Source organism: Pseudomonas umsongensis (assembly GCF_002236105.1).
Classification (GTDB): Bacteria; Pseudomonadota; Gammaproteobacteria; order Pseudomonadales; family Pseudomonadaceae; genus Aquipseudomonas; species Aquipseudomonas umsongensis.
Genome location: NZ_NIWU01000006.1, coordinates 210,813 through 228,506, shown reverse-complemented (window position 1 = coordinate 228,506; position 17,694 = coordinate 210,813). Strand labels below are relative to the sequence as shown.

The 17,694-nt window shown below is 60.5% G+C and carries 16 protein-coding genes; 6 read left to right on the top strand and 10 right to left on the bottom strand.

The window, feature by feature from the left end; genetic code table 11:
• Position 1 precedes the first annotated feature (1 nt).
• Complete coding sequence (locus PSUM_RS25480; protein WP_083349795.1) at positions 2-1,633, top strand: DUF2300 domain-containing protein; 1,632 nt, start codon at positions 2-4, stop codon at positions 1,631-1,633.
• Between the two features lie 3 nt (positions 1,634-1,636).
• The gene (locus PSUM_RS25475; protein ID WP_083349794.1) at positions 1,637-2,449 is read left to right on the top strand and encodes a YfaP family protein; all 813 of its coding nucleotides are present in this window, start codon (positions 1,637-1,639) and stop codon (positions 2,447-2,449) included.
• Positions 2,450-2,854: 405 nt separating this feature from the next.
• Here PSUM_RS25475 and PSUM_RS25465 read toward each other — a convergent pair whose 3' ends face one another.
• The 9 genes from PSUM_RS25465 to exaC form a co-directional block, all read right to left on the bottom strand.
• Complete coding sequence (locus PSUM_RS25465) at positions 2,855-3,601, bottom strand: S24 family peptidase (protein WP_033045470.1); 747 nt, start codon at positions 3,599-3,601, stop codon at positions 2,855-2,857.
• Between the two features lie 229 nt (positions 3,602-3,830).
• Positions 3,831-4,358: an inorganic diphosphatase gene (gene ppa / locus PSUM_RS25460; RefSeq protein WP_020796295.1), complete on the bottom strand. Its 528-nt coding sequence runs from the start codon at positions 4,356-4,358 to the stop codon at positions 3,831-3,833.
• A 113-nt stretch (positions 4,359-4,471) separates the two neighbouring features.
• Positions 4,472-5,284, bottom strand: a complete 813-nt coding sequence (locus PSUM_RS25455; RefSeq protein WP_020796296.1) for a M90 family metallopeptidase — start codon at positions 5,282-5,284, stop codon at positions 4,472-4,474.
• A 4-nt stretch (positions 5,285-5,288) separates the two neighbouring features.
• A complete protein-coding gene (locus tag PSUM_RS25450; RefSeq protein ID WP_020796297.1) occupies positions 5,289-5,945 on the bottom strand; it encodes a DedA family protein in 657 nt (218 codons plus the stop codon).
• A gap of 203 nt (positions 5,946-6,148) precedes the next feature.
• Positions 6,149-6,610, bottom strand: coding sequence for a GNAT family N-acetyltransferase (locus PSUM_RS25445; protein WP_020796298.1), 462 nt, complete (start codon positions 6,608-6,610; stop codon positions 6,149-6,151).
• 116 nt (positions 6,611-6,726) lie between these two features.
• The gene (gene eutC / locus PSUM_RS25440) at positions 6,727-7,563 is read right to left on the bottom strand and encodes an ethanolamine ammonia-lyase subunit EutC (RefSeq protein WP_371106601.1); all 837 of its coding nucleotides are present in this window, start codon (positions 7,561-7,563) and stop codon (positions 6,727-6,729) included.
• Positions 7,560-8,954 carry an ethanolamine ammonia-lyase subunit EutB gene (locus tag PSUM_RS25435; RefSeq protein ID WP_020796300.1) on the bottom strand — a complete coding sequence of 465 codons (1,395 nt, stop codon included), beginning with the start codon at positions 8,952-8,954 and terminating at the stop codon, positions 7,560-7,562. Before PSUM_RS25435 ends, eutC begins: the two co-directional genes overlap by 4 nt.
• Before the next feature lie 111 nt (positions 8,955-9,065).
• Positions 9,066-10,436: an ethanolamine permease gene (gene eat, locus PSUM_RS25430; protein WP_083349793.1), complete on the bottom strand. Its 1,371-nt coding sequence runs from the start codon at positions 10,434-10,436 to the stop codon at positions 9,066-9,068.
• A 264-nt stretch (positions 10,437-10,700) separates the two neighbouring features.
• Complete coding sequence (exaC, locus tag PSUM_RS25425) at positions 10,701-12,221, bottom strand: acetaldehyde dehydrogenase ExaC (protein ID WP_083349792.1); 1,521 nt, start codon at positions 12,219-12,221, stop codon at positions 10,701-10,703.
• A 386-nt stretch (positions 12,222-12,607) separates the two neighbouring features.
• Here exaC and PSUM_RS25420 point away from each other — a divergent pair, with 386 nt between their 5' ends.
• From PSUM_RS25420 to PSUM_RS25405, 4 genes are all read left to right on the top strand, one after another.
• On the top strand, positions 12,608-14,521 hold the full coding sequence (locus PSUM_RS25420) for a sigma-54-dependent Fis family transcriptional regulator (protein ID WP_083349791.1): 1,914 nt from the start codon (positions 12,608-12,610) through the stop codon (positions 14,519-14,521).
• A 187-nt stretch (positions 14,522-14,708) separates the two neighbouring features.
• Entirely contained in the window at positions 14,709-16,058 is a 1,350-nt protein-coding gene (gene mpl / locus PSUM_RS25415) for a UDP-N-acetylmuramate:L-alanyl-gamma-D-glutamyl-meso-diaminopimelate ligase (RefSeq protein ID WP_083349790.1), read from the top strand.
• A complete protein-coding gene (ubiX, locus tag PSUM_RS25410; RefSeq protein ID WP_020798771.1) occupies positions 16,055-16,687 on the top strand; it encodes a flavin prenyltransferase UbiX in 633 nt (210 codons plus the stop codon). Before mpl ends, ubiX begins: the two co-directional genes overlap by 4 nt.
• Positions 16,680-16,964, top strand: a complete 285-nt coding sequence (locus PSUM_RS25405) for a YceK/YidQ family lipoprotein (protein ID WP_020798770.1) — start codon at positions 16,680-16,682, stop codon at positions 16,962-16,964. The genes ubiX and PSUM_RS25405 overlap by 8 nt, the downstream gene beginning before the upstream one ends.
• Positions 16,965-17,049: 85 nt before the next feature.
• Here the strand turns inward: PSUM_RS25405 and PSUM_RS25400 are convergent, their stop codons facing one another.
• Positions 17,050-17,691: an oxidoreductase gene (locus tag PSUM_RS25400; protein WP_033045415.1), complete on the bottom strand. Its 642-nt coding sequence runs from the start codon at positions 17,689-17,691 to the stop codon at positions 17,050-17,052.
• Positions 17,692-17,694: the final 3 nt, after the last annotated feature.

Genomic DNA, 17,694 nt, shown 5'->3' with positions numbered 1-17,694 from the left:
TATGTATCGGCCTTGGGTCTGGTTGCTGCTGTGTCTGATTCCCGCGCTGGTCAGTGCGCAGGAAGAGCCCTTGCGCCTGGCTTTCAAGGATCAGTTGCTGACGTTGAGCCGAACGCAGGTGCTGTCGCGCGAACCTTTGCCCGACAGTTTGCAGGCGCCCCTGGGCAGTGTCTGGAAGTTGTTTGTGTACGCCTGGCTGGTGGACACCGGCGCGCGTGAGCCGGCGTACGAGTGTCGCGGGCAGTCGAAGGAAGACGTCTATTGTTGCACCGCCGGTGGCAAGATCGAGCGGGATCAGGCGCTGGTGAAGTCCTGTGGGCTGTATTTCGAGCCGGCGCGATTGGGTATTGATGTTTCTGGTTGGCGAGCGTATTGGCAGGCTCGTCAGGCGCCGGAGTGGCTGCTGGACTTGCCATCCTTGCAGCCAGCCACCCGGGTTTCGGTGGTGGAATTGTTGCGCATGTTGGCGCTGATGCCGGCGCAGGACCAGGCGCGTCGGGTATTGCTGGATGTGCTATTGAACGCGGCGGATGGCAACGTCGTGGGCGAGCTCGGCAGTCGCTTGCGGGTGAAGACCTGGAGCTGGCTCGGGGACCGGGATACAGCGTCGCGTCAGGGTGGATTCGCCGGTTGGACGACGGATGGCACGCCGATCTGGGCGGGAGGACGCGGAACCAGCCAGCGGGTTCTGCGCGATTACGCCCAGGCGTTGTCCGTGGTGCTGCCGACGTCCTGGCCGGTGGAGGCGGGGAAGTGTGTCGAAGTCGATCTTTTCTCCCGCTATCCACTGCAGCGGGTCATGTCAGGTGACCGTGTCATGTCGTCCGGCCTGTTGCGGGGCGATTACCGGGTCGAGTTCGTCAACGGCAACCAACTGGATATCCACAGTGACGGCGACCTGTTTTTACTCAACGACAGCCCTTCACCAAAACTGGTCGCCCGCCTCGATCGCGAAGAGTACGTCGCCCGAGTCCTGCAGCGTGAAGCCAGTGCCGAACCCGTTGAGGCCGCCAAGGCCCTGGCCGTGGCCATCCGCACCTACCTGCTGCAAAACGCCACGCGCCGCGGTGATTGCCTGAGCATCGACGACAGCAGTCAGCACCAGCGCGTCGCCCCACGCCCAGCCACGGCGCAGGTACGCAGCATCGCCGCCTGGACCAGCGACCTGGTGCTCACCGGGAGCACCGTGACCTACCACTCCAATCAGCCAGGCCTCGACAGATTGTCCTGGCAACTTGCCGTGGACCAAGCCAACGCCGGCCAGCGCTACGACGCCATCCTGCTCCACGCATACCCGCGCGCCAGCCTCAGCCGCTGGGATAATCCTGTTGCTTCCTGCGAGGCGCTGCCCGCCGCGCAAGACTGGCTGCAAAAGCAACGCCGCGGCTGGCGCCCCCGTCTTGAAAGCGAAGCCGGCTACAACGAAGTCAGCACCTTCGCCGTATGTCGCCTGGCCTTCGGCCGTCCTTTCGTCGACCGTGAACGCCAGCGCATCTACGCGCGCGGCGTGCTTTCGCTGCAGGACCGCCTCGACCTGACCCACGAATACCTGCACCTGGCCTTCGAAGCGCATCCCAACGGCCAGGATGAAACCTATATCGAAGGGCTCGCCCGCCACCTCTTGCTGGAATAGGCCATGACAGATCGTTATCCACAGGTCTTGCTGCTGCTCTGCGCGCTCGCCCTGTTATCCCCGGCAACCGCCGCCGACAGCGTCAAACTCGGCACCCCCTCTGGCGGCTGGCGAACCGGCGCCGCCGAAGGGGAAGGCGAAAATTTTCGGCAGATCGTCAACTACCCGGCCTCATCGGTGAACACCCCGGCGGGACAGGCAAACACCGCACGTATCAAAGGTCAGATCAACGCCGCGCCTAAGAACGGCGAACCCGGCCGACTAATCGTCAACGGCGTCAGCATGCCGCTGAAAATCGATACCGCGGGAGGCTTCGATCGACCGTTCTCATTCCCCAGTGGCAGTAACAGCGTCGAAGTCCGCAGCCCCGACGGCCAGCAACACCGCCGCGTGCAATTCCTCAACGCCAGTGGTGGAGCAACTCCAGCCAAACTACGCGTGCTGCTGGCCTGGGACAGCGACGGCACCGACCTTGACCTGCACCTGATCACCCCCGACGGCGCCCACATCTGGTACGGCGACCGCGCCGTGGCCAACGGCGCCGCACTCGATGTCGACGTCACCACCGGCTACGGCCCGGAAATCTTCGCCATGCCCGCGCCGATCAAGGGGCAGTATCTGGTGTATGTGAATTACTTTGGCGGTGGGTACCGCAGCGATGAAGAAGGGCAGGAGGATGCGGTGCAACCGCTGACGACGGCGCAGGTGACGGTGATTACGGAGGAGGGGACGCCGAGTGAGAAGATGGAGACGTTTCTGGTGCCGATGCGGGCGGTGGGGGAGCTGACGTTGGTGAAATCGTTTAGTTATCCGTGAGAGAAAGGGGCGGGATGACATTATTACGGGCATTAAAAAGCCGGCTTGTGGCCGGCTTCTCGGGGACTGGCTTGGTTCATTTTTGGTAAACCGCGCCAGCCTTCAAAACGTACACCCGGATCTTGCGTCCGGCTGTGGGACTTGGCGAGAAAGTCATCTGCCTTGTCGGTGCGATCAGGGCCGCTTGGCGGGTCGATGCGCAAATGTGGGGCGCAGCATACTGATTTTTTTGTGAAATTCCCAGCTTGGTGTGTGAGATGGGGTTCCTGGGTGGGCGAATTGGGTGGTCTGGTGTTTGTTCGCTAGCTCTTGTAGGAGCGAGCATGATCGCGAAAAACCGGAGAACGCTGCGGGGTGCCAGATTTCCCGCGTAATCGTTGACGTCCATCGCGAGCATGCTCGCTCCTACAGGAACGGCAGCGGTGGCCGACGTTTGTTCAGTGTCGACCACCAGAACACCCAGCCCAGTACCCTGATGTTCTGCTCTTCGATTTGCGCGGGCCTGAAGATTTCATCCGGGTAGTCCGCGCGGTTATGGCTGCGCAAGCGCAGGGAGTTGCCCGGCAGTCGGTGCAGGTATTTGATTCGCAGCATGCCGTCATGTTCGATAGCGTAGATTTCGCCATCGACAATCTGGGTCAGCCCGCGATCGATCGCCAGGGTGGAGCCGTCATCGATTTTCTCGGCCATGCTGTTGCCGATCATCGCGGCGCCGATGGCGTCGGTGTGATTGATTTCCAGGAAGTCGAGGTGGCTGCGGGGCAGGCGCAGGCATTGTTCGCGGTCTTCGATGACGTGGGTCTTGTTGGAGCCGGGGGCCGTGATCACTTCCTTGTAGAACGGCAATTCGATGTCGATGGGTTCGACCACGGTGTAGACACCTCGGATCGCCTGGGCGTCGAAGGTGTTGCCGGAGTCGTCGAGGAGGCGCAAGTGCCTGGCGTCTTTCAAGCCTTCGCCGGTTTTCAGCCAGTCGCTGTTGACCGAGAGTTTCCTGGCGACTTCTTCCATGCAGTGGGCGGGCACGCCGCGGCTGTACCAGTTGTGTACATTTTGCGGAGCCGTATCCAGGAATTCGGCGAATCCTGTCGTCGTGATGTTCGCTGCTTCAAGGAGCGCTTTAAACCGAGGGCCGCTAGTGTTCTTTTTCATGACCGGGAGTCTACTGGCGCCGGTCAGGGGTTTGAATAAACGTCCCGTTCAAATTTCGCGGGAAATTTACGACTGGATGTGAGACGTGTTGGGTAAAAAATAAACATGAAAACCTTGGGATGTGGCGAGATAAACAAACTGTTTAAAGCGGCTTTACAGGCGCCCAAAAAAAACCCCGGATCAACCGGGGTTCTTCTTGAAACTGATGGCTCAAAGCCTGCAGCTGCTCTTAACCTTTATAGTTGGCAACCGACTGGGTGATCGCAGCACGGGCGGCGTCTGCGCCGTCCCAGCCTTCGATTTTCACCCATTTGCCTTTTTCGAGATCTTTGTAGTTCGCGAAGAAGTGCTCGATTTGCTGGATCAGCAGTGGAGGCAGGTCGGTGTATTCCTTCACGTCGACGTACAGCTGGGACAGCTTGTCGTGTGGAACCGCGATCACTTTGGCATCGCCGCCGCCATCGTCGGTCATGTTCAGGATGCCGACTGGGCGAGCGCGGATCACCGAACCTGGAGCAACCGGGTAAGGGGTTACGACCAGCACGTCGAGGGGGTCACCGTCGTCTGCCAGGGTGTTCGGGATGTAACCGTAGTTGGCCGGGTAGAACATAGGGGTGGCCATGAAACGGTCAACGAACAGGCAATCGCTGTCTTTGTCGATTTCGTATTTGATCGGCGCGTGGTTGGCCGGAATCTCGATCGCGACGTAGATGTCGTTCGGCAGGTCTTTGCCAGCCGGAATCTTGCTGTAGCTCATTGGGCGTTGCCCCCGTTAGTTGACCAGAAACACTTGGCCGGATTGACCAAAAAGTGGCGGCGATTATAGGCATATTCCTACGGCGACGCCACGTACCAGAGGTCGTGTAGACCTTAGTCGTGTGCCTGATAGACCGGGTTCTCGGCCAGAAGTTGCCGCAGCCTCGCCAGCGGGTCCTGGCGATAGAACAGCTTGAGTTGCTCGTAGACCTGTGGATAAGCCTCGTGCAGCAAATCCGGGGCACTGAAGAAGTATTCGCTGGTGACGGCAAAAAACTCGGCCGGGTTTTCCGCGGCATACGGATCAATGGCAGTCTCGGCGTCTGGATTGCGCTCCAGTTGGCGGTCGAGGTCGTCGTAGGCCTCTTGCATGATCCTGGCCCAGTCGCTGACGCGCATGTTCGCGTGCAGCGGGGGCAAGCCGTTGGCATCGCCATTGAGCATGTCGAGCTTGTGCGCCAGTTCGTGGATCACCAGATTGTAGCCCTCCCAGCCACCGCTGGCCATGACCCCGGGCCAGGCCAGGATGATCGGCCCTTGCTGCCAGGCTTCACCGCTGTGCTCGCCGTCCCATTCGTGCACGACCCCACTGGCGTCGCGATGGCGCTGGGGGCTGAGGAAGTCGTCGGGGTAGAGGACGATTTCGTGAAAGCCCTGATACCAGTTCAGGTCGCCCAGATGCAGCAACGGCAGTTGCGCCTGGGCGGCGAGCAGCAAGCGTTGTTCCTGATGCAGCTCGACACCGGGCAGGGCGGTCAGGTGTTTGTCTTGCAGAAACAGTACGCAGGCTTCACGCAGCCACTGGTCTTCGGCGGCGCTGATGCCATCCAGGAAACTCAGGTGATGACGCACCCGCTGCCACATGTCGTCGGCTATCGGGTGCCTGGCCAGGATGCGTCGACGTCGCCAGGCGGCAAGGGACCACATCCTGTCAGCGCGATGCGGTTTTGGAGTTCGAACTGCCAAAACGGCTGCGCACGACACCAATGATCATCGGCACCAGCGACAGCAGGATGATGCCGACCACCAGCAGCGAGAGGTTCGATTTGATGAAGGGTACGTTGCCGAAGAAGAAACCCAGGGTGACCAGGCCGCCGACCCAGAGCACCGTGCCCAGCACACTGAAGGCGAAGAAGCGCGGGTAAGGCATTTTCGCGACGCCGGCGACGAAGGGGGCAAAGGTGCGGATGATCGGCAGGAAACGCGCCAGGGTCACGGTTTTGCCGCCGTGTTTGTCATAGAAATCGTGGGTTTGTTGCAAGTAGTCGCGCCGGAAGATCTTCGAGTTCGGGTTGCTGAACAATCGTTCGCCCGCCGTTCGTCCGATGATGTAGTTGGTGCTGTCACCGAGGATCGCCGCGAGCATCAGCAAGCCGCCCAGCAATACCGGGTCCATCCCGCCACCGGCCGCGACGGCGCCAGCGATGAACAGTAGCGAATCGCCCGGCAGGAAAGGCATGACCACCAGGCCGGTTTCACAGAAGATCACCAGGAAGAGAATGGCGTAGATCCATGGCCCGTAGTTGTTGACCAGCAAATCGAGGTAGACATCGAGATGCAGGACGAGATCGAGCGGGTTGAAATCCATGGACGGCACCTGTGGTAACGGCCCGGTTCGGCAGGCCTGCGGATGACTTCGCGTAAGACTACAGACAGGAGGTAGTTTTTCTTACAAGCCGGAAAGAACGGAATTATACGGGCTGGGAAGTGAAAAGCGCGTAGGGTTTGTAGCAGGGGATTTCTGCGAGAACCAGATCGCAGCCTTCGGCCGAACGCTGCGATCTTTTTTCCTTACAACTCGTCGCTGATCGGCAATACGTAGTTCTTGAACTCGGTGTCTTCCTTGAATCCGATGGATTCGTAGGTTTTTTGTGCCACTTCGTTGTTGCTGCTGGTGGACACGCGCATGCGCACCGCGTTGGTTTCCTTGGCCATTTTCTTCGCGGTGCGGATCAGGTTGTCGGCGACCAACTGGCGGCGGGCGTCTTCGGCGACGTAGATGTCGTTTAGGATCCAAACGCGCTTGAGCGAAAGCGAAGAAAAGCTGGGGTACAGCTGACAGAAGCCCAACAGTTTGTTGCTGTCGTCATCGGACAGTGCCAGGTAGATCACCGATTCCTTGCGCCGCAGGCGTTTCTCGAGGAACGCCCGGGACGAGTCCGGGTACGCCAGGGAGCCATAAAACTCGCGATATTTGACGAACAATGGGGTGAGCAGGTCCAGGTGTTCGAGGGTCGCTTGAATAATCCGCATGGTAGTTCTCGTCTTCAAGTGGCTGTCTTCACGTGCTTTGGCGGCAAAGGATACTCACTGGCAGCCGTGCATCGATCCTGCCTGAAAAGGATGAGAAAGTGCAATGCGGAAGCGGTTCAGGCTTGCGGTGAATCCAGTAGGAAATTTCCTTTAATGTCCGCTCCTGCGTCTGACTCCAGCGTTTGCACCTGCGCTTCGTCCTTCAGGTTGACTCCGGATAACTGTCGCCGGCACGCCTCGCGCATCAAATAAAGCAAACGGTGTGCCGCCATGCCGTAAGTCAGGCCTTCGAGGCGTACATTCGAGATGCAGTTGCGATAGGCGTCGGTCAGGCCGACCTTTGGATTGTAGGTGAAATATAATCCCAGGCTGTCTGGAGAGCTCAGGCCAGGGCGTTCGCCGATCAGGATCACGGTCATTTTTGCACCCAACAGTTCGCCAATTTCGTCGGCTACCGCGACCCGGCCCTGTTCTACCAGTATCACCGGTGCCATAGACCATCCGTCGGCTGAACTCTGCTCTGCAAAGCGTGCCAGGAACGGCAGTGTGTGGCGATGCACAGCCAATGCCGACAGCCCATCGGCGACCACGATGGCGAGATCGACTCCCCTAGGATTGGCTGCGGCGTATTCACGCAGTTTTTTTGCCGACTCCACGCTCAATTTTCGCCCCAGATCGGGGCGTTGCAGATAGCTGTTGCGATCAGTTGCAGCGCTATGCAGCAACAGGCTGTCACGACCGCATTCGGCCAATTGCTCGCTGAGGGCGACATGATCGAACGGCAAGTGCACCGCGTCTCGCGCCTGGGCGTGGGCAAACTGAAAGTCCAGTTGTGCGCGGGTCGGCAGGCTGGTGCCGGTGCGGCCCAGGGCAATGCGTGCGGGGGTCAGCCGTCGCAGTTCCAGCCACGGGTTGTGCGGATCAAAAGGTGGTTTTTCCATATCGACACTCATCCCAATTGCGCCAAGGCCTGGCGGAAGGCCGGCGGCAGGCTGTTACCGAAGAGGACCTTGCCGTCCGGCTGCGTGAAGATGCCCATTTTCGCCAGCCATTGCTCGAACTCCGGTGCAGGCTTGAGCCCCAGCGTCTGGCGGGCGTACAGCGCATCGTGGAACGACGTGGTCTGGTAGTTGAGCATGATGTCGTCGGAACCGGGGATGCCCATGATGAAGTTGATCCCGGCGACCCCGAGCAGGGTCAACAGGGTGTCCATATCATCCTGGTCGGCCTCGGCATGGTTGGTGTAACAGATGTCGCAGCCCATCGGCACGCCCAGTAGCTTGCCGCAGAAGTGGTCTTCGAGGCCGGCGCGGATGATCTGCTTGCCGTTGTAGAGGTATTCGGGGCCGATGAACCCGACTACGGTGTTCACCAGGAACGGCTTGAAATGGCGGGCCACGGCGTAAGCCCTGGTTTCGCAAGTTTGTTGGTCGACGCCGTGGTGGGCATTGGCCGACAGGGCGCTGCCCTGGCCGGTTTCGAAATACATCAGGTTCTTGCCGAGCGTACCGCGGTTGAGGCTCAAGCCGGCGTCGTATCCTTCCTGGAGTACATTGAGATTGATGCCGAAGCTGGCGTTGGCCGCCTCGGTGCCAGCGATCGACTGGAATACCAGGTCCAGGGGGACGCCGCGATTGACCGCTTCGATCGAGGTGGTGACATGGGTCAGCACACAAGCCTGGGTCGGGATTTCGTAGCGTTGGATGATCGCATCGAGCATTTCCAGCATGGCGCAGATCGAGGCGATGCTGTCGGTGGCCGGGTTGATGCCGATCATGGCATCACCGTTTCCGTGCAGCAGGCCATCCAGAATACTCGCGGCAATGCCGGCCGGTTCGTCCGTCGGGTGGTTGGGTTGCAGGCGGGTAGACAGGCGACCGCGCAGGCCCAAGGTGCCGCGGAACTGCGTAACGACCCGGATTTTCTGCGCGACCAGCACCAGGTCCTGTACGCGCATGATCTTCGACACGGCAGCCGCCATTTCCGGGGTCAGGCCGGGGGCGAGGGCGCGCAGGACCTGTTCGTCGGCGGCGTCGCTGAGCAGCCAGTCGCGAAAACCGCCGACAGTGAGATGGCTGACCACTGCGAAAGCCTGTTTATCGTGGGTGTCGATGATCAGTCGGGTGACTTCATCGGTCTCATAGGGAATCAGGACTTCCTGCAGGAAGTGGCTCAGCGGGATGTCGGCCAACACCATCTGCGCAGCGACGCGCTCGCCGTCATTGAGGGCGGCGACGCCGGCCAGATAGTCCCCGGAGCGTGCCGGGGTGGCCTTGGCCATCACTTCCTTGAGGTTTTCAAAGCGGTAGGTCTGGGCGCCGACGGAATGGGCATAAACGGCCATGGGCGGTGTCCTCTAAATAACTCAAATTCACTGCTTATCCTTTGTAGGCGCTGTCGAGTGCAGCGCCTACAGGGGGGGTGGTATGCACCTTAATAGGGCGGTGCCGGGCTGCTAGATACCTTCGAGCATAGCGTCCGCCGGTGCTTCGGAGCGCTGCCGCGCGGTCAATTGGAAATACAGGTAGCCGGCCGCCATGAAGCCAAGGAAGACCAGGCCGATCAAGGTGTTGAACCACGCCATCGCGACCAGGCACACCAGCGCCAGGAACAGCGCGATCCCTGGTACGATCGGATAACCCGGTGCGCGGAAGGTGCGCTCGAGGTTCGGCTCGGTTTTACGCAGTTTGAACAGGCTCAGCATACTGATGATGTACATGACGATGGCACCAAATACCGACATGGTGATCATCGCCGCCGTCAGCGACATGCCTTGCAGGTTGACCAGGCCATCGCTGTAGATCGCTGCAATGCCGATCACGCCACCGGCCAGGATCGCCCGATGTGGGGTCTGGAAACGCGAAAGCTTGGCCAGGCTGCGTGGCAGGTAACCGGCGCGGGCCAGGGCGAAGAATTGCCGCGAGTAACCGAGAATGATCCCGTGGAAACTCGCCACCAGGCCAAACAGGCCGATCCAGACCAGCATGTGCATCCAGGTCGAATTGTTGCCGACTACCGCTTTCATGGCCTGGGGCAGCGGGTCATTGATGTTTGCCAGTTGACGCCAGTCGCCGACGCCACCGGCCATTACCATTGTGCCGATGGCCAGGAATACCAGGGTCAGGATGCCGCTGACGTATGCCCGGGGAATTGTACGTTTCGGGTCCTTGGCTTCCTCGGCGGCCATGGCGGCGCCTTCGATGGCGAGAAAGAACCAGATGGCGAAGGGAATGGCGGCGAAAATGCCGGGAATGGACGCAATAGTGAATTCACTGGAGCCAGACCAGCCATTGAGCACGAAATTGCTGAAACTGAACCCAGGCGCGACCACACCCATGAACACCAGCAGTTCGGCGACGGCCAGCACGGTCACCACCAGTTCGAAGGTGGCGGCGATGCTGACGCCGAGAATATTGAGGGTCATGAACACGAAGTAGGCGCCGACGGCGGCGATTTTCGGGTCCAGTTCCGGGTATTGCACATTCAGATAGGCACCGATGGCCATGGCGATGGCCGGCGGCGCGAAAACAAACTCGATCAGGGTCGCGATACCGGCGATTAATCCGCCTTTTTCACCGAAGGCTCGCCGACTGTAGGCAAATGGCCCGCCGGCATGGGGAATCGCCGTGGTCAACTCGGTGAAACTGAAGATGAAACAGGTATACATCGTTGCCACCATCAGGGCGGTGACGAGGAACCCCAAGGTCCCGGCGGTGCCCCAGCCGTAACTCCAGCCAAAGTACTCGCCGGAAATCACCAAGCCAACGGCAATGCCCCATAAATGCAGGGTGCCGAGTGTGGGTTTGAGCTGTGTCGAAGAAGTCATAAGTCCTCGCTGTCTTTTATTTTTTGATCTTTTTGGACTTTCGGGAGCTGCGTTTGGGTGAGGTGCGGGCACGCAAAGCCCGTGCCAGAACGGCCAGGCCAGTTGTGCGGTGTCATTGAGGACGCCTTCGCGAGCAAGCCCGCTCCCACAATGGACTTGTGTCGACCCATTCCCTTGGATTCACACAAAACCCCTGTGGGAGCGGGCTTGCTCGCGAAAGCAATTTGGAAGGCGATACAGGGATGCCTGTATCGCCTCGATTTTTTAGAAGAAGCCCAGCGGATTGATGTCGTAGCTCACCAGCAGGTTCTTGGTCTGCTGATAGTGGTCGAGCATCATCTTGTGGGTTTCACGGCCGACGCCGGACTTCTTGTAGCCACCGAACGCAGCATGCGCCGGGTACAGGTGGTAGCAGTTGGTCCACACGCGACCCGCCTTGATCGCCCGGCCCATGCGATAGGCGCGGTTGATGTCGCGGGTCCACAGGCCGGCACCGAGGCCGAACTCGGTGTCGTTGGCGATGGCCAAGGCTTCGGCTTCGTCCTTGAAGGTGGTGATGCTCACCACCGGGCCAAAGATTTCTTCCTGGAACACGCGCATCTTGTTGGTGCCCTTGAGCAGCGTCGGCTGGATGTAATAGCCGCTCGCCAGGTTGCCCTCGAGTTTTTCCACCTTGCCGCCGGTCAGCAGCTCGGCGCCTTCGCCCTTGGCGATTTCCAGGTAGGACAGGATCTTGTCGAATTGCTGCTCGGACGCCTGGGCGCCGACCATGGTGTCGGTGTCCAGCGGGTCGCCACGTTTGATCGACAAGACTTTTTTCATCACCTCTTTCATGAAGTCGTCGTAGATCGATTCCTGCACCAGGGCGCGGGAAGGGCAGGTGCAGACTTCGCCTTGGTTGAAGAACGCCAGCACCAGGCCTTCGGCAGCCTTCTCGATGAAGGACGGTTCGGCCTGCATGATGTCTTCGAAGAAGATGTTCGGCGACTTGCCGCCCAGCTCCACGGTGGACGGAATGATGTTCTCGGCCGCGCATTTCATGATGTGCGAGCCGACCGGGGTCGAGCCGGTGAAGGCGATCTTGGCAATGCGCTTGCTGGTGGCCAGGGCTTCGCCGGCTTCTTTGCCGAAGCCCTGCACGATGTTCAGCACGCCGGGTGGCAACAGGTCGCCGATCAGCTCGACCAGCACGGTGATGCCCAGCGGGGTTTGTTCGGCAGGCTTGAGCACCACGCAGTTACCGGCGGCCAGGGCCGGGGCGAGTTTCCAGGCGGCCATCAGGATCGGGAAGTTCCACGGGATGATCTGCCCGACCACGCCCAGGGGTTCATGGATGTGATAGGCCACGGTGTTGCCATCGATTTCGGCAGCGCTGCCTTCCTGGGCGCGGATGCAGCCGGCGAAGTAGCGGAAATGGTCGGCGGCCAGCGGGATATCGGCGTTGAGGGTTTCGCGCACGGCCTTGCCGTTGTCCCAGGATTCGGTGATTGCCAACAGTTCCAGGTTCTGCTCGATACGGTCGGCGATTTTCAGCAGTACCAGCGAACGCGCCTGGGCAGACGTGGCGCCCCAGGCATCGGCGGCCGCGTGGGCGGCGTCCAGGGCTTTGTCGATGTCTTCAGCCGTGGAGCGCGGGAATTCGGCAATCGGTTGGCCATTTACTGGCGAGGTATTGGTGAAGTACTGACCTTTGACAGGCGCGACGAACTCGCCGCCGATGTAATTTCCATATTTGCTCTTGAACGAAACGATAGCGCCTTCAGTACCGGGGTGAGCGTAACGCATGATGGTTTCTCCTTGGGTTCTTGTGCTTATAAGGAAGACGCGCATGTGCGCTTGCTTTAAGCGTAGAGCAAAGGCCGGGCCACTGCGTTGCAGGTCAGGTAAATCAAGGTGTTGCGCGTTTTTTGTCGGACGGGCGGGAGGCGCCTGTGACGCTTTCGGTACAGTCCCTGTGACACTTTGTACCGGTTCTGGTGCGGCCTGTGACTGAACGGTCTTGCCAGCGTTGCAATGCGGCCCAGGCTGGAGGATGCTCAGACGCTGCATCACCCTGTAGGAGCTGCCGCAGGCTGCGATCTTTTGATTTTTTTAAGATCAAGATCAAAAGATCGCAGCCTGCGGCAGCTCCTACAGGGAACGTGAACCTTTCGGGGGGAGAATAATAAGAAATGCACGACAACCATTTGAGTCGCCATGCCCAGCAAGTGTTGACCGTGACCCAGGGCAAAGCTCACCTGCACGGCCCTGGCAGCGACCCGTCGATCGCCCGTTCCTGGCTGCGCTGCCTTGAGGACTACCACCTCGACCCGGCCTTGAACATGGCGCCGACGGTGCTGGAACATGGCCGCGTGCTGGAAAGTCGCGAACGCTTGCAGCAAGTGCTACACATCGCCGGCAATGAAATGACCAGTCTGCATCAGCAGCTCTCCGGTGCCGGCCATGCCGTGCTGTTGACCGATGCTCGCGGCGTGATCCTCAATTGCGTGACGGCGCCGGCCGAACGCAAGATTTTCGAACGTGCCGGCCTCTGGCTGGGTGCCGACTGGAGCGAGGCCTGTGAAGGCACCAATGGCATCGGCACCTGCCTGGTGGAGCGCCAGTCGCTGACCATTCATCAGGACGAACATTTTCGCGGGCGGCATACCGGCCTGACCTGCTCGGCGAGCCCGGTATTCGATCCGCACGGCGAACTGCTGGCTGTACTCGACGTGTCTTCTGCCCGGCACGAGGTATCGCGGCAAAGCCAATTCCATACCATGGCTTTGGTCAATCTGTCGGCGAAGATGATCGAGAGCTGCTATTTCCTGCGTTGTTTCGATAATCAATGGCTGCTGCGTTTTCATCTGCAGGCCGAGTCCGTCGGCTTGTTCAGCGAAGGGCTGCTGGCGTTCGACGGCGAAGGGCGGATCTGCGCGGTCAATCAGAGTGCACTGAACCTGCTGGGGCATATCCGTGGCGGTTTGTTGGGCAAGCCGGTGGAGGCATTTTTCGACTGCTCGCTGGACGAACTGCTCGGCCGCGCGAGCGTCAATGCCAGCGCGAGCTGGCCGCTGCGTACCCGGGACGGACGCCATCTGTTCGCCGTGTTACGCGGGCAAGCGCGAAAAGTCCCGGTGCCGCTGGTGCAGGGGCCGGTGGCTGAAGAGCGCCCGCAGTTGTCGGGCATCTGCCTGGGTGATCCGATCTTGCAGGCGGATTTCCGCAAGGCCCTGCGTGTGTACGAACGGGACGTGCCATTGCTGATCAACGGCGAAACCGGTTCGGGCAAGGAAGCCTTTGCCAAGGCCGTGCACCAAGCCAGCCAGCGCGCGGAAAAAGCCTTCGTCGCCCTCAACTGTGCGGCCATCCCCGAAAGCCTGATCGAGAGCGAGCTGTTCGGTTACCGCGGCGGCAGCTTCACCGGCGCACGCAAGGAGGGCATGCGCGGCAAGCTGCAGCAGGCCGACGGCGGGACGTTGTTCCTCGATGAAATCGGCGACATGCCCCTGGCCTTGCAGACCCGTTTGTTGCGCGTGCTGGAAGATCGGCAAGTGGTTCCGATCGGTGGCGAGCCGGAATCGGTCAATGTGCGAATCATCAGTGCCACGCACCGCAACCTGCTGGAAAGGGTGCAGGACGGCAGTTTTCGCGAGGATCTGTATTACCGCCTCAATGGCTTGGAAGTCGCGTTGCCAGCGTTGCGCGAGCGCAGTGATAAATCGCAGTTGCTCGACTACTTGCTGGCCAAAGAGGCGCGCGGAGAAACCGTATTGATCGACGGGCCGGCGCGTGAGGTGTTGTTGGGATTTGCCTGGCCGGGCAACGTGCGACAGATGCGCAATGTGTTGCGCACGCTGGCGGCATTGTGTGACGGCGGACGAATCGCGCTTGAGGATCTGCCGGCGATGATTCGTCAGGCACGGCAAGTGGTCATGCCGAAAATTGAACAGCCTTGCGAGCATCCACTGGAGGATGCCGAGCGCCTGGCGCTGTTGAATGCGCTGGAGCATACGCGCTGGCATATGACGAATACGGCTGAACAGCTGGGAGTCAGCCGCAATACCCTGTATCGAAAACTTCGCAAGCACGGCATCGCCCGGTAATCCGCGGCGTGTCCATTCGCGAGCAGGCTCGCTCCCACAGGATGTTGGGTTGAACCCACAATTCGGGGGCTGACCCAGATCTACTGTGGGAGCGAGCCTGCTCGCGAATGGCGTCATTGAGGACGAAACAAAGGTGCGAATTTTTCCCCCCTAAGCTAACCTGCGGCCATGTTTTACGAGGTCGACTATGCACATTCATATTCTGGGTATCTGCGGCACTTTCATGGGTTCGATGGCAGTCCTGGCCAAAGAGCTCGGCCATCACGTGACCGGCTCCGATGCCAACGTCTACCCGCCAATGAGCACTCAGCTCGAGGCACAGGGTATCGAGTTGACCCAGGGCTACGACCCGGCGCAACTGGACCCGGCGCCTGACCTGGTGGTCATCGGCAACGCCATGTCGCGAGGCAACCCGGCGGTCGAGTACGTGCTGAACAAAGGCCTGCCCTATGTCTCCGGCCCGCAATGGCTGGCCGACCACGTGCTGCAAGGTCGCTGGGTACTGGCCGTGGCCGGTACGCATGGCAAGACCACCACCAGCAGCATGCTCGCCTGGGTGCTGGAGCACGCAGGCATGAGCCCGGGCTTCCTGATCGGTGGTGTACCGCAGAACTTCTCGGTGTCGGCACGCCTGGGCGACACGCCGTTTTTCGTGATCGAAGCCGATGAATACGACAGCGCATTTTTCGACAAGCGCTCCAAGTTCGTTCACTACCGTCCGCGCACGGCAATCCTGAACAACCTGGAGTTCGACCACGCCGATATCTTCCCGGATCTGCCGGCGATCGAGCGGCAGTTCCATCATCTGGTGCGGACTATTCCGAGCGAAGGCCTGGTGATTCATCCAACCACCGAGCCGGCCTTGCTGCGCGTCATCGAGATGGGCTGCTGGACCCCGGTGCAAACCACCGGTGCGGGCGGGCAATGGCAGGTCAAGCTGCTCAGAGACGATGGCTCGCAATTCGAAGTGATGTTCGAAGGCGTCGCTCAAGGCGTGGTCGAGTGGGACATGACCGGCCAGCACAACGTGGCCAACGCATTGGCCACGTTGGCCGCGGCGCGCCATGTTGGCGTGGCGCCGGCCCTGGGTATTGCCGCCTTGAGCGCTTTCAAGAGTGTGAAGCGACGGATGGAAAAAGTCGCCGAGGTGCGTGGCATCACCATCTATGACGACTTCGCCCACCATCCGACGGCCATTGCCACCACGCTCGACGGCCTGCGCAAACGCATTGGCGATGCGCCGTTGATTGCGATCATTGAACCGCGCTCCAACTCCATGAAGCTTGGCGCGCACCGTGACGGCTTGCCAGAGAGCGTGGTCGATGCCGACCAGGTGATCTGGTATGCACCGGCCAATCTCGGCTGGGATCTGGCAGGTACCGCCGCATTGTGCACGGTACCGTCGATAGTCAGCGACTCGCTGGAAGGCATCATTGAGCGGGTCAAGAGCCAGGCCCAGCCAGGCACCCACGTGGTGATCATGAGCAACGGCGGCTTCGGCGGCCTGCATGGCAAGCTGGCCGAGGCGCTCAAATGAGCAACGGTCCCGATCGCATCACGCTGGCGATGACCGGCGCTTCCGGCGCCCAGTACGGCTTGCGCCTGCTCGATTGCCTGGTGCGCGAAGACCGCGAAGTGCACTTCCTGATTTCCAAGGCCGCGCAACTGGTGATGGCTACCGAAACCGACGTCACGTTGCCGCCCAAGCCACAGGCGATGCAAGCCTTCCTTACCGAGTACACCGGTGCCGCCGCCGGGCAGATTCGGGTCTACGGCAAGGAAGACTGGATGTCGCCGGTGGCCTCGGGCTCCGGCGCGCCGGCGGCGATGGTGGTAGTGCCATGCTCTACCGGGACGCTGTCGGCCATCGCGACGGGAGCCTGCAACAACCTGATCGAACGTGCCGCCGATGTGACGCTCAAGGAGCGCCGCCAGTTGATCCTGGTGCCGCGTGAAGCGCCATATTCAAGCATTCACCTGGAGCACATGCTCAAGTTGTCGAACATGGGCGTGACGATTTTGCCGGCATCGCCGGGTTTCTATCATCAGCCACAAACCATCGACGACCTGATCGATTTCGTCGTGGCGCGGATCCTCAATCTGCTGAGCATTCCCCAGGACATGCTGCCGCGTTGGGGTGAATATCATCTGAGCAGCGATGAATAAGCTGCTGGTGATTGTGCTGGCGCTACAGCTGGCGGGATGTGCCACGGCGCGTACGCTGGATGCTGCCAAGCCGGGAGCGCCAGTGGTCTACTCCGGGACGCGGCTGGATTGGTATGCGCTCAATGGCGGCTGCTGCGCGATGGACCGTTTTGGTGCCGAGGCACCGAGCTATCCGGGTGTAGATCTGCCGGCCAGCGCGTTGCTCGACACGCTGCTGTTGCCGTTGTCGCTGCTGACTGTGATCGGGGTCAGCTTTCAGGCAACGGGTGGACTGTAAAGACAAAAGATCGCAGCCTGCGGCAGCTCCTACATTGGGAGTGTGTACACCCTGTAGGAGCTGCCGCAGGCTGCGATCTTTTGATCTATTTCCCCAACTTCCTCAACTCGTCCGACTCGACAATCCGCACCCCATCCTGCTCCTCCAGAGCGAGGCGCCACATCGCGCGGGCCAGTTGGCAGGCTTCAATGCCTCGGTATTTGCCGGGAATCAGTTTCGACAAAGGCCCGGCGAACTGCTCGCCCAGGCGTGGTTCAGTGCGTTCGCCCAGCAGCAACGATGGACGGCAGATGGTCAACTGTGGCCAATTCTGCGCGCGCAAGGCATGTTCCATCTCGCCTTTGACCCGGTTGTAGAAAATCGAGGATCTGCGATCGGCACCCAGGGCGCTGATCACGATCAGGTGCCGGGCGCCCATCTCCCGGGCACGTTTGGCGAAAGCCACCACCATGTCCAGGTCCACCGCGCGAAACGCCTCCTCCGAGCCGGCCTGTTTGATTGTAGTGCCCAGGCAGCAGTAGGCGATGTCAACGCGGCCGTTCAATTGCGGCAGAAACTCAGAGGGATCGCCCACCGGATTTTCCAAGTGGGGATGCTCGGCCAGTGGCCGGCGTGAAGGGGCCAATACTCGCGATATCGTTGGCTCGTTGAGCAAGCGATCAAGTAAGTGTTCACCGGTTAATCCGGTGGCTCCGGCAAGCAACACGTGCTGAGGCGTCAAGTACATAGT